Here is a 12,633-nt window from a genome sequence, read left to right on the forward strand (position 1 = left end):
CTAGGCCCGTTCCAGGACGGCCACCGCTCGGTCGGCGAGGAGGACGTCGGCGCCGATCTCGCCGGTGAACTCGGCGCCCGATGCCGCGTCGACCCAGCGGCCGGGCGGCAGCGAGATCAGCGCCTCGGACCGGGCGCCTGCGGTGTCGAACATCAACGCCAACCGGACCGCGGCGACGACCACGTCGGCGACGTCGTCGCGGCCGCGCGAGAAGCAGATGACGTGCGAGGTGGTGGTGCCGCGAACCGGCACGTACCGGAAGTCCCCGCCGGGACCGAAGGCGCCGGGGTGGCGTCGCCGCACGGTCAGGCAGGTCTGGATGATCCGGGCCTTCGGGTGATCGAGACTGCGGTCGTGATCGACCGGCCGCCGATTGTCCGGATCGGTGAGGGAGTCCTCCCACCACTGGGTGCCCTGATAGATGTCGCCGACACCGGGCAGCAGCAGCGACAGCGCCTTGCGCGACAGCGATTCGGTCCGGCCGGCCGAGGCGATCAGCGCAACGAATCCCGCCACGAGGTCGGCCGCCGGGCCGGTGAGCAGTCGGGCGAGCCAGTCCTGCACGGCGGCCTCGGCCGCGTCGTCGACGGCCGTCCACGACGACACCAGACCGCCCTCGCGCATCGCCTTTCGCGCGTAGTCGGCGAGGCGGCGCGCGAGCGTGGCATCCGGCCGCCCGTCGGCGGGCCAGACGCCGACGACGTTCTGGAGCAGGAAGTAGCAGACGACGGTGTCGGGCGGCGGCGCGAGCGCCCACAGCTCGGCCACGAACATCCGCCACCGCTGCGGAGTCTGGGCGATCACCGCGATCCGGGCGCGCACGTCCTCACCGCGTTTGGTGTCGTGCGTCGACAGCGCACTCATGGCCTGAGGCCAGTCGGCGGCCCGGCAGGTGTTGCGGTGGAAGAAGTCGGCGCGGTTGATGGACGGGACCAGCGGGATGCAGCCGAGCTCTTGACTCGACACCAGTCGCGCGGTCCGGTGATAGCCGATGTCCTCGATCGCCTTCGCGTAGACGGCGACGGCGGCCTCGCCGATCCGGGCGATCGCCTCCCCGAAGCGCTGCGGCTCGCGGTAAGCGGTGTCGAGCACCGCGAGACCCTCGCGCTGCGTCGGGTTCTCGTCGGCCAGGCGCGCGATGTCGGCGGTGATCGTGCCGAGCAGGGACGGGTAGTCGGCGCGGGCGACGGACGCCGAGCAGATCAGCAGCGAGGCCGCCTGGTGAATCAGCGGTGCGGGCACCTGCGGGGCCTGCGCGCTGAGCAGGTCGGTGGCCCGCTGGATCCGATCCGGGAAGAAGTCGACGAGGACCATCTGACGCAGTTCGCGGGCCCGGGCTCCCAGGACATCGCCGTCGCCGGCCCGACCCGACAGGGCCCGGAAGGTCTCCTCGAGCTCGATGGCACCGGTCGGCGCAGTGAAGACCGATTCGATCAGCTGGAGCTGGTCGTAGCCGGTGGTTCCCTGCACCGGGAGGACGGGGTCGAGCCGTTCGCCGATCGCGAGGCCCTTCTCGATGTACAGCAGCCGCTCGTCTCCGAGGTCGGCCCGCAGCCTGCGCAGGTAGCCGACGGGATCGCGCAGACCGTCGACGTGGTCGACACGGACTCCGTCGACGAGGTCGTCGGCGATCAGCTCGCGCAGCCAGGCGTGGGTCGCGTCGTAGACCTCGGGAATCTCCTGGCGCAGCGCGGCGAGCTCGTTGACGGCGAGGAATCGGCGATAGCCCACCCGGCGGCTGTCGTGCGGGACCAGCCGATAGTGCTGGAGCCGATGCACCGCGTTCGGGTCGTCGCCGGGGGCGACGGTGCCGGGTGCGGTCGGCAAGACGATGTCACCGAGGACCAGTCGGCCGCGATCGTCCAGGCTCAGGTCGGCCAGGTCATCGGCCCGACCCAGGTACGGCAGGCTGATCAGGCCGTCGGTGGCCGCCGTGTCGAGGTCGAAGTAGCCGGCGTAGGGGGACTCGAGGCCGTGGGTGAGGACGTCCGACCACCACTGATTGTGATCGGGGTCGGCGATGCCGACGTGGTTGGGGACGATGTCGAGGATGACGCCGATCCCGACGGCCCGCGCGTGCTCGCGGAGCAGCCGGAAGCTGTCGGGGCCGCCGAGGACCTCGGAGATGCGAGCGGGCGGTGACCAGTCGTAACCGTGCGTGGAGCCCGGCATGGCCGCCAGTATCGGCGACAGGTACAGGTGGCTGACGCCGAGCGAGCGGAGGTGGTCGAGGATTCCGACGACCTCGGCGAAGGTGAACTCGGGGGTGAGCTGAACGCGGTAGGTGGCCACCGGGTCGATCCGCGTCCCGGTCATACCCCTCCTTCAGCTCTCGCCCGCCCGCCTGCACTCGCCGCGGGTCAGGGCAGCTCCGGCCCCGCCCACGGCAGCGCTGCGGCCAACTGCCGCGACAGTTCCCGGGTCAGCGTCCGGACATAGGTCGCGCTCAAGTGGTGATAGTCCTTGTAGACGATGATGTTACCGACGACCGCGGGGCACCGGTCGGCATCGCACACCCCGTCGGACAGGTCGAGGCGGTGAAACAGCGGATTGCCTTCGGCGTAGTCGACGGCCGGGTCGATCGGGTGAAGAGCGGTGGCGCGGTCGGTGCCGCACGAGCGCGCGGTGCCGCCCGCCGCTAGGCATTCGGGCGTGTTGATCGCACCGCGGGGGCCGTGGGGCCACGGGATGTCGCGGATCCCGACCACCGGGATGCCCTGGGCGGTCAATTCGTCGAAGATCCCCACGTAGCCCGCCGGGACGTGATCGGCCGGACCCGCCGGGTCGGGCCGGGTCGAGTTGGTGAACACCGCGTCGGGTCGGGTGCGCGCCAACTCGGCCATGACGTTGTTGACCCAGACGCGGCACTCCGGATACGGCGTGCCCTCGAGTCGAGTCGGATCGGGTTCCGCGGTCAGCGGGCAGCCCATCTTCAGGTAGGTGAGGATCTTGAAGCCGTTGGCCTTGCCGATCGCGTCGAGCGCGCCGATCCACATCTCGGCATGCGAGCCGCCGGCCAGGGCGATGGTCTTCGCCCCGTCGGGATCGCCGTAGACGCCGACGGCGGGTTCGGTGGCTGCGAAATCGCTCATGAAGCCGTCCGGTCCGGTCTGCGGCAGATCGTCGGCGACCGCCAACGGCGTCGGCTGGGGATCGAGCGCGGGCACCGGCGCACCCTCCAAGAGGGCCCGTGCACCCGGATACGACGTGGGATCCAGGTTCGCGGTGTCGACGGCGACGGTCGACATGTGCCGGTCCCACGCCTTGATCGCACCCGCCGTACCCGCCGACAGCGCGATGAGCGCGACGGTCAGGATGGCGGTGTAGGTGATCCGCGGATGAGCGGGCCAGCGGATGTACCGCAGCGCCGACCGGCCGCCGCCGCGCATCGGGTCCTCGATGTACCGCTTCATCAGCCACGACAGGCCCAGTGAGACGACCAGGATGACCGTGCCCTCGGCGAAGGTCGCACGCTCGGTGCCCCGCCAGGTGAGGTAGAAGATCAACAGCGGCCAGTGGATCAGATAGAGCGCGTACGCCAGGCTGCCGAGCCATACCGCGCGCCGCCCGGCCAGGATCCGGTTGGCGGCGGGCAGGGACTGGCCCGCGGGCACCTGACCGGCCCAGATCACCATCAGGGTCGCACCGACCGGCACCCAGGCCAGCGCGGCCGGATACTGCGCGACGCCGTCGAGCCACCAACCGCAGGTGGCGATCAGCGCCAGCGCGACGACGGTGACCGTGTTGCGGAACCACGCGGCGACCCGCCACGCCGGCATCCAGATCGCCAGGAGCCCGCCCACCAGCGGCTCCCACAGACGCGAGCGGGTGTCGTAGTAGTTGAACGGCTGGTCGATGTGCAGGCGGTACTGGGCCCACGCGAACGAGGCGAGTGCCACGGCCGCGACGATGACGGCGAAGATCGCGCGGATCACCCCGGGGCGGGTGAGGGCGGGAAGGCGACGACCGGCGAGCTTGATCAGCCCCGCGACGGCCAGCAGCACCACCAGCGCGCCGACGAAGAACTGTCCCTGCATCGACATGGACCAGATGTGCTGCAGGGGACTGTTCGCCGAACTCGCGGCCAGATAGTCCTGGGAGTTCTGCGCGAGATAGTAGTTCTGGTAGTAGAGCGCGCTGGCGAAGATCTCGCGGCCGATGTTGAGCCAGCGGGTCTGCGGCACCACCAGGGCGGTCAGCACGGCGACCGCGATCAACACGGTGTAGAGGGCGGGAAGCAGCCGCTTGAGCAGGCGTTTGAGTCGAGGCCAGGGGCTGATGGTCTCGCCGAATCCGATCCGTGCGGACTGCGCATGCACGGTGTGCCGGACCAGGGACCCGATGAAGAAGTATCCCGACAGGGTCAGGAAGACGTCGACGCCGCCGGAGACGCGGCCGAACCAGATGTGAAAGCACGCGACCAGGGCGATGGCGATGCCCCGCAGACCGTCGAGGTCGGTGCGGTAGGCGGGTGCCGCCGCCGCCGCGGTCGTCGTCGGCCCGGACGCTGTCGTCGGCCCGGACCTCTTCGTCGGCGCCGTCGGCGCCGGTGCGGGCGGGTCCGTGCTGCGGTCGGTCGGGGCGTGCACTGTCGTCGATCCTTCTCGGGGGTACGCGTACGCGGCCCTCCAGAGCCGGGTGGCCGCCTCGTAATCTACGTGCCCGCGGGTGGCGACGCGAAATCTCCTTAGGCGGTGCTGCGGGCCCGGGCGCCGTCCAGGATGACCTCGAGTGCATCGCCGAACTCGGCGTCGAAGACGCGGCCGGACGGCCCGGTGACGCCCAGCCGCTCCATCTGCGTGCGGGTCTGCTCCTCGATCGTCAATCCGATGGTCAACTGGCAGACGGCGGTCGCGAGACCCGCGGCGACGCGGGGGTCGAGGTCTCCTCGGCGGGCGACGGCGGCGATCGCGGTCTCGATGTCGCGTGCGGCCAGGCCCGAGGCCCAGGCCGACGAGACGATCTCGGCGCTGTCGGGCACGGCGAGCAGCGCCCGGCGCATGTCGGTGGCCAGTCGGTGCAGTTCGACGAGCCAGTCGGCGTCGTCGACCGGTCCCGGGACCGCCGCCAGGATGTCCTCGGCGAGGGCGGCGAGCATCGTCTGCTTGTCCGGGAAATGCCAGTAGAGGGCGTTGGGACGCACACCGAGATCGGCGGCCAGGCGCCGCATGGTGAGGTCGGCCAGGCTGTGCTCGGCCAGGATGCCGCGCGCCGCGGCGAGAATGTCCGACCTCGTGTTGCTCACCCTGTCACCCTATCCGACGCGGATTGGACGCCGACCTGCACTGGACGTTGTTCAGGTGCGCCTGTACGGCGTTCAGGAACCTCCTGTACGGTGTCCAGGGGTGGGGTTCGGGTGGGTCGAGCGACATGAAGGAGGCAGGTGTGGATCACGCCACGATCACCGCGGTCGATGCAGAGCACGTCTGGCATCCCTACGGCGGCTTCCCGGCCTCGACGGCACCCCGGGTGGTCGCGGACTGCGAGGGCGTCCATCTCCGGCTCGCCGACGGCAGCCGGCTCGTCGACGGGATGAGCTCGTGGTGGGCCGCGGTGCACGGCTACCGGCACCCGCAGCTCGATGCGGCCCTGGCGGACCAGGCGGGCAGGATGTCGCACGTCATGTTCGGCGGCCTGACGCATGAGCCGGCCGCGCGTCTGGCGTCGCGTCTGGTGGCGATGACTCCGGAACCCCTGCAGAAGGTGTTCTTCGCCGACTCCGGGTCGGTGTCGGTGGAGGTGGCCGTCAAGATGGCGATCCAGTACTGGCGCAGCCGCGGCCGACCCGCCAAGAACGCCCTGCTGACCTGGCGCGGCGGCTACCACGGCGACACGTTCGCGCCGATGAGCGTCTGCGACCCCGAGGGCGGCATGCACGCCATGTGGCGCGGAGTGCTGCCCGAGCAGATGTTCGTTCCGGCACCGCCCGACGCGCGGGACGGTGAGGGCGCGCAGGAGCGCTACCTGACGATGCTCGACACCCGACTCGCGGCCGCCGGGGATCGGCTCGCCGCGGTCATCGTCGAACCGGTCGTGCAGGGTGCAGGCGGCATGCGGTTCCATTCGCCCGCGCTCGTCGCCGGTCTCCGTCGCCTCTGCCGGGCACACGAGGTGTTGCTGATCTGCGACGAGATCGCGACCGGCTTCGGCCGTACCGGGACCCTGTTCGCCTCCGACGCCGCCGGGATCAGCCCCGACATCATGTGCCTCGGCAAGGCGCTGACCGGGGGATACCTGACGCTGGCCGCCACCTTGACCACCACCGAGATCGCCGAGACCATCAGCCGCGGTGAGGCCGGCGGGCTCGCCCACGGGCCCACGTTCATGGCCAACCCGCTCGCGTGCGCGGTCGCGTGCGCCTCCCTGGACGTCCTCGAATCGTCGGACTGGCGGCGGCGAGTGCCGCAGATCGGTGCGCGGCTGGCGGCGGGGCTGGCGCCGTTGGCCCACGTCGACGGGGTCGTCGACGTCCGCGTCCTCGGCGCGATCGCGGTGGTCGAACTCGACCGCGACGTCGACCTGGTCGCCGCCACCGACGCCGCCGTCGCCTCGGGGGTGTGGCTGCGGCCCTTCCGCAAACTGATCTACGCGATGCCGCCCTACATCATCAGCGACGAACAGCTCGACGTCCTCGTCGACGGCATCGGCGCGGCGGTCGCGGCATCGTTGGCGGCCACCGAATCCGCTGGGGGACAGAGAATCCGACGGGGTCACCGAGATCAGGAGTCGACATCATGAGCGCACCGTGGCTGGCAGCGATCGCCCACCGCACCCGCGAGGCGGGACTGCACCGCGAGCCGGTGACCCGGCAGTCGGAGTCGGCGCAGATCAACCTCGCATCGAACGACTACCTCGGCCTCTCGACGCACCCGGACGTGATCGCCGGGGCGCACGCCGCCCTCGACGCCTGGGGGACGGGGGCCACCGCGTCGCGGTTGGTCGCGGGCACGACGCAGGCGCACCTGGACTTCGAGGCCGAGATCGCCGACTTCCTCGGTTTCGAAGCGGCGCTGACCTTCTCCTCGGGCTACCTGGGGAACGTCGGCGCCATCACCTCCCTCGTCGGCCGCGGCGACCTGATCGTCAGTGACACCGGCGCTCACGCCTCGCTCATCGACGGCTGCCGGCTGTCGCGGGCCCGGGTGGTGGTGGTTCCGCGCGGCGACGCGGTCGCGCTGAGTCGCGCGCTGGCCGAGCGCACCGAGGAGCGGGCACTGGTGGTCACCGACTCCATCTACAGCATCGACGGGATGGTCGCGCCGCTCGGCGCGTACTACGAGGCGGCGCGCGCACACGATGCGGTGCTGCTGGCCGACGAGGCGCACGCCCTCGGGGTGCGCGGTCCCGGCGGCCGGGGCGTGGCCGCCGAGCACGGACTCTCGGGTGCGCCGGGCCTGGTGCTCACCACCGTCGCATCGAAGTCGCTCGGTGCGCAGGGCGGCATCGTGGTGGGCACGCGCCTGCTGCGCGAACATCTCATCGATCACGCCCGGACCTTCATCTTCGACACCGGATTGAATCCGGCGGCCGTCGGTGCCGCCCGTGCCGCGCTGCGCGTGCTGCGCGCCGACCCGGCCATGCCCGATCGGCTCCGCGCCGGAGTGCGTCGCCTGGCGCTGGCGTGCGGCGGACAGGTGCCCGACGCCGCCGTGGTCTCGCTCGTCGTGGGCGATCCGACCGCTGCCGTGCGCGCCGCCGCACGGTGTCGCGAACAGGGCGTCTTCGTCGGCTGCTTCCGCCCGCCGTCGGTGCCGGAGGGGACCTCGCGCCTGCGCCTGACCGTCCGCGCCGACCTCGACGACGACACCCTCGACTTCGTCGCCGGCGTGGTCCGCGGCGCCCTGCGCGAGGCGGTCGCCGCATGACCGCGCAGCTCCTGGTCGTCAGCGGCACCTCGACCGACGTCGGCAAGACCGTCGCCGTCGCCGCGCTCGCCGCTGCGGCGACCGCGGCCGGGCTGCGCGTCGGCGTCTGCAAGGCCGCTCAGACCGGGGTGGCGCCGGGGGAGCCCGGCGACCTCGCGGAGGTGCAACGCCTCGTCGGTCCGCTTCCGGTTCGCGAACCCGCACGGTATCCCGAGCCGCTGGCCCCGGAGACCGCTGCCGCGCGCGCGGGCACGGCGCCGGTGACCCTCGAGGCGATCGCCGCGGCCGTCGCCGACCTCGCCGCCGTCGCCGACCTGGTGCTCGTCGAAGGCGCAGGCGGAGTCCTGGTCCGGCTCGCCCCGGACCTGACCGTCCTCGACGTCGCCGCGCACCTGGCCGCCGACCTGATCGTCGTCACCGATCCCGGGCTCGGCACGCTCAACCACACCGAGCTGACCGTCCGGGCGGCCGAATCGGCCGGAGTGCGAGTCCGCGGCCTGGTGATCGGATCGTGGCCCGCCGACCCGGACCTGGCGATGCGCTGCAACCTCGAGGACCTGCCGCGCCTGACCGGCACGCCGATCGTGGCGCGGGTGCCCGCGGGATCGGGTCGCCTTCCCGAACCCGACTTCCGGTCCGCGGCACCGGGCTGGGTGCACCCCGACCTCGTCGCCCCGGCACCGCGCTGACCCCGGACAGCGTCGACCCCGCCGCACACCGCACGACCGCTGACGTAATCGCACGACCGTTGAAGTATCCGTCGAAGCAAGAGGAGACCCCGACCATGACCACCACCGCCGACACCGCGGCTTCCGCCGAGTCCGCCGCCGCCGCTGCCGACATCCTCGACGTCGCGCGCGACCAGGTCCTCGAGCGCGGCGAGGGACTGAGCCGCGAGCAGGTCCTCGAGGTCCTGCGCCTCGACGACGACCGCCTCACCGAGCTGCTGCAGGTGGCCCACGACGTCCGCATGCGCTGGTGCGGTCCGGAGGTCGAGGTGGAGGGGATCATCTCGCTCAAGACCGGCGGCTGCCCGGAGGACTGCCACTTCTGCAGCCAGTCCGGACTGTTCGCCTCGCCGGTGCGCAGCGCCTGGATCGACATCCCGTCGCTGGTCGAAGCGGCCAAGCAGACCGCCAAGACGGGAGCGACAGAGTTCTGCATCGTCGCCGCGGTCCGCGGCCCGGACAAGCGGCTGATGACGCAGGTGGCGGCCGGAATCGAAGCGATCCGCAACGAGGTCGACATCCAGATCGCCTGCAGTCTCGGCATGCTCACCCAGGAACAGGTCGACGAGCTCGCGGCGATGGGCGTGCACCGGTACAACCACAACCTCGAGACCGCGCGCAGCCATTTCCCGAAGGTCGTGACCACCCACACCTGGGAGGAGCGGTGGGGCACCCTCAAGATGGTTCGCGAGGCCGGCATGGAGGTCTGCTGCGGCGGCATCCTCGGCATGGGCGAGACTCTCGAGCAGCGGGCCGAGTTCGCTGCCGACCTCGCCGAACTGGACCCCGACGAGGTGCCCTTGAACTTCCTGAACCCGCGGCCGGGGACCCCGTTCGGCGACCTCGACGTCCTGCCCGCCGCCGAAGCGCTCAAATCGGTCGCCGCCTTCCGGCTGGCGTTGCCGCGCACCATCCTGCGGTTCGCGGGTGGCCGCGAGATCACCCTCGGCGACCTCGGCGCCAAGCAGGGGATCCTCGGCGGCATCAACGCGGTCATCGTTGGCAACTACCTGACGACGCTCGGCCGGCCAGCGGAGACCGACCTGGATCTGCTCGACGATCTGCAGATGCCGATCAAAGCCCTCAACGACACGCTGTGACCGGCAGCGGTAGCCTCGAAGGTCGTGGCCCGTCGGCGGCAGCCGTCAGGTTCGCGACCACCCGATCTCAGGAGGCGTCCGGTATGACGAGTGCGATTCCCACGCCCTTGCAGCCGCCCATGCGGTACGGCGTCTACACCGGTGTCGAACTCGAGCTGCAGGCGCCCGACGCGGTGCCGGCCGCGGCCCGACTCGGCCTGGAACCGCCCCGCTACTGCGGACAGTGCGGGAGGCGGATGATCGTGCAGGTGCGCCCCGACGGATGGGACGCGCGATGCTCGCGGCACGGCGCCGTCGACTCGGCGGAGCTGGGCCGGCGATGAACTTGCGCCGGGTGGCCGCGGTGGTCGTGGCACTGTTGGCCGCCGCGATCGCGGTCGCGGGGCTCTGGGTGGTCTTGGCCCCCACCCCCGACCTGGTCGTCTCGCACGGCGGCCGATTGGGCTTCGCGACCGAGGCCGACCCGGCGCGACTCTTCGACGGTGTCGCGACCTTCGCCTTCCTGGCCTTCGGGCTCGGCGTGCTCATCGCCCTGGCCGCCTGGTTCGGGCTCCGGTCCTCGCGCGGTCCGGGCGGGCTGGCGTTCGTCGTGCTGATGTCGATCGCGACGTCGGGGCTGGCCCTGGATCTGGCTGACCGGTTCGGCACCCGCGCACACGACACCATCGACCGGGCGGTGCCAGGCGACTATCGCGGCACGGTCAACCTGTGGCTCGACGGCACCGTCGGCCCGCCGTGGCTGCTGCTGCTGTGCGCGCCGACGGCCGGCGTGCTGATCTACCTCGTCTGCGTGATCTCCAGTGCGCACGCCGACCTCGGCGTCGGCGACCTGCCCGATGAGCGGTCGGAGTTCACCCCGGTCCCGACCGACGGCGTCTTGCCCGATGACTCGGCGGTACACGCGGTTCCGGGGGAGAGCGCCCCCGGAGAGATCGCCCCAGGAGGGATCACCCCGGGCGAGAGCGCAGCGGGGGACGTCACAGCGGGGGACGGAGAGCCGCGAACTCGTCGGTGACCCGCAGGCGCGTGTCGGCGAAGGCGTAGAGCGCGGGCGGCCGCCCGCCGGTGCGGCCGGTGCGGCCGACGGTCCCGGTCGCGACCACGACGCCGCGGCGCGAGAGTACGCGCAGCAGGTTCGTCGAATCGACCGGGTACCCGAGTGCGGCGCCGTAGATCTCCGACAGCTCCGACATCGGGAACTGGCTCGGCGCCAGCGCGAAGGCGATGTTGGTGTACGAGAGCTTTCCGGCCAGCCGAGCCCTGGCGAGGTCGATGACGTCGCGATGGTCGTAGGCGAGATCGGGGAGCGCGTCGACGGCGAACCACTCGGCGTCGGCGACCGTTTCGGTAGGAATGTCGCTGGGGACCAGCCCCAGGAAGGTCGAGGCCACGGTCCGATCGCCCGGCACCCGGTCGGGATCGGAGAACACCGACAACTGCTCCAGATGCGCCACGCGGGTCAGCCCCGCGCGGGTGCCGAGCCACCTCACCGCTGCGGCGCCGAGCGTCTCGCGCTCGACGATCGGCCCGCCGGGCAACGACCACCCCGCGTGCTCGCAGCGGCGCAGCAGCACGCGGAGCACGGGTTCGCCCGACTCCGGTTCGCGGACCTGGAAGACGGCGGTCAGCACCTCGACGCGCACGGTGGTTTCGGCCATGGCAACCACAGTAGAGAGTCCGCTCGCGGGGGTGCTCGGGGGAGCGGTCCGGCCGCATCGTGCCGGCCGTCCGTCGGGGCGGCGGCGGTCGGCGGGGCGACGCCGGAATGCGTCGACGGTCACAGGTGTTACGATGGCGACATGTTTTCGACCAATGGTCGAAAACCCCGGTACATCCTCCGGGCCGCAGCCCCGGCACCGGAGAGACCATGCGATGGGAGTCGTCATGACCACTGGAACCGTGATCACTCGGACCGAGACCGACCTCGGGATGCCCGACCCCCGGCACGGCATCCCGCCGGCCTACGGCGGGGTCGAGGCCGACGCCGCCTGGGCCGCCGAGATCAAGCGGCTGGCGCAGGCGCGCAATGCGACCATCCTCGCCCACAACTACCAGGTACCCGCCATCCAGGACATCGCCGACCACGTCGGCGACTCGCTGGCGCTCTCGCGGATCGCGGCCGAGACCGACGCGGACGAGATCATCTTCTGCGGTGTGCACTTCATGGCCGAGACCGCCAAGATCCTGAGCCCGACCAAGCGGGTGCTGATCCCCGACGAGCGTGCGGGCTGCTCCCTGGCCGACTCGATCACCGCCGACGACCTGCGCGCGTGGAAGGCCGACTACCCCGACGCCGTCGTCGTCTCGTACGTGAACACCACCGCCGAGGTGAAGGGTCTGACCGACATCTGCTGCACCTCGTCGAACGCCGTCGACGTGGTCGCCTCGATCGACCGGGACCGCGACGTGCTGTTCCTGCCCGACCAGTTCCTGGGCGCGCACGTCAAGCGCGAGACCGGGCGCGACAACATCCACATCTGGGCCGGGGAGTGCCACGTCCACGCGGGCATCAACGGCGACGAGCTGACCGCGCAGACGGCCGACCACCCCGAGGCCGAGCTCTTCATCCACCCGGAGTGCGGCTGCGCGACCTCGGCGCTGTACCTGTCGGGCGAGGGCATCGTCCCGGAAGAGCGCGTCAAGATCCTCTCGACCGGAGGCATGATCGATGCCGCCCGCGAGTCGAAGTCGGGGCAGGTGCTGGTCGCGACCGAGGTCGGCATGCTGCACCAGCTGCGCAAGGCCGCACCGGAGATCGACTTCCAGCCGGTCAACGAGAAGGCCGCATGCCCGTACATGAAGATGATCACCCCCGCGGCGCTGCTGCGCTGCCTCACCGAGGGGCGCGACGAGGTGCACGTGGCGCCCGACGTCGCCGAGCGAGCCCGCCTGTCGGTGGAGAGGATGATCGCGATCGGAAATCCGGGTAGCGGAGAATAG

Annotated in this window: 11 protein-coding genes; 7 read left to right on the forward strand and 4 right to left on the reverse strand. The window is 71.4% G+C overall.

Annotation, left to right across the window (positions count from 1 at the left end):
- From treY to AAFO60_RS12620, 3 genes are all read right to left on the reverse strand, one after another.
- Positions 1-2,316 carry a malto-oligosyltrehalose synthase gene (gene treY, locus AAFO60_RS12610; protein ID WP_347956550.1) on the reverse strand — a complete coding sequence of 772 codons (2,316 nt, stop codon included), beginning with the start codon at positions 2,314-2,316 and terminating at the stop codon, positions 1-3.
- A gap of 44 nt (positions 2,317-2,360) precedes the next feature.
- The gene (locus AAFO60_RS12615; protein ID WP_432211709.1) at positions 2,361-4,589 is read right to left on the reverse strand and encodes an acyltransferase family protein; all 2,229 of its coding nucleotides are present in this window, start codon (positions 4,587-4,589) and stop codon (positions 2,361-2,363) included.
- 98 nt (positions 4,590-4,687) lie between these two features.
- Complete coding sequence (locus AAFO60_RS12620) at positions 4,688-5,245, reverse strand: TetR/AcrR family transcriptional regulator (RefSeq protein WP_347956551.1); 558 nt, start codon at positions 5,243-5,245, stop codon at positions 4,688-4,690.
- A 140-nt stretch (positions 5,246-5,385) separates the two neighbouring features.
- On the opposite strand from AAFO60_RS12620, the gene AAFO60_RS12625 reads away from it, so the two are divergent.
- The 6 genes from AAFO60_RS12625 (at position 5,386) to AAFO60_RS12650 (ending at position 10,708) form a co-directional block, all read left to right on the forward strand.
- The gene (locus AAFO60_RS12625; protein WP_347956552.1) at positions 5,386-6,738 is read left to right on the forward strand and encodes an adenosylmethionine--8-amino-7-oxononanoate transaminase; all 1,353 of its coding nucleotides are present in this window, start codon (positions 5,386-5,388) and stop codon (positions 6,736-6,738) included.
- Positions 6,735-7,865 (forward strand): 8-amino-7-oxononanoate synthase, encoded by a 1,131-nt coding sequence (locus AAFO60_RS12630; protein ID WP_347956553.1) that lies wholly within the window; start codon positions 6,735-6,737, stop codon positions 7,863-7,865. The genes AAFO60_RS12625 and AAFO60_RS12630 overlap by 4 nt, the downstream gene beginning before the upstream one ends.
- Positions 7,862-8,554 (forward strand): dethiobiotin synthase, encoded by a 693-nt coding sequence (gene bioD, locus AAFO60_RS12635; RefSeq protein WP_347956554.1) that lies wholly within the window; start codon positions 7,862-7,864, stop codon positions 8,552-8,554. The genes AAFO60_RS12630 and bioD overlap by 4 nt, the downstream gene beginning before the upstream one ends.
- Positions 8,555-8,649: 95 nt before the next feature.
- Positions 8,650-9,693, forward strand: coding sequence for a biotin synthase BioB (bioB, locus tag AAFO60_RS12640; protein ID WP_347956555.1), 1,044 nt, complete (start codon positions 8,650-8,652; stop codon positions 9,691-9,693).
- An 83-nt stretch (positions 9,694-9,776) separates the two neighbouring features.
- Positions 9,777-10,016, forward strand: coding sequence for a hypothetical protein (locus AAFO60_RS12645; protein WP_347956556.1), 240 nt, complete (start codon positions 9,777-9,779; stop codon positions 10,014-10,016).
- Positions 10,013-10,708 carry a DUF2567 domain-containing protein gene (locus AAFO60_RS12650; protein WP_347956557.1) on the forward strand — a complete coding sequence of 232 codons (696 nt, stop codon included), beginning with the start codon at positions 10,013-10,015 and terminating at the stop codon, positions 10,706-10,708. The genes AAFO60_RS12645 and AAFO60_RS12650 overlap by 4 nt, the downstream gene beginning before the upstream one ends.
- On the opposite strand, the gene AAFO60_RS12655 is transcribed toward AAFO60_RS12650, so the two are convergent.
- Complete coding sequence (locus AAFO60_RS12655) at positions 10,671-11,351, reverse strand: NUDIX hydrolase (RefSeq protein ID WP_347956558.1); 681 nt, start codon at positions 11,349-11,351, stop codon at positions 10,671-10,673. The two genes, AAFO60_RS12650 and AAFO60_RS12655, sit on opposite strands and share 38 nt — an antisense overlap.
- Before the next feature lie 226 nt (positions 11,352-11,577).
- Between AAFO60_RS12655 and nadA the strand changes: the two genes are divergently transcribed.
- Positions 11,578-12,633 (forward strand): quinolinate synthase NadA, encoded by a 1,056-nt coding sequence (gene nadA / locus AAFO60_RS12660; protein ID WP_424310819.1) that lies wholly within the window; start codon positions 11,578-11,580, stop codon positions 12,631-12,633.

Source organism: Gordonia aichiensis, assembly GCF_039946255.1.
Lineage (GTDB): Bacteria > Actinomycetota > Actinomycetes > Mycobacteriales > Mycobacteriaceae > Gordonia > Gordonia aichiensis_A.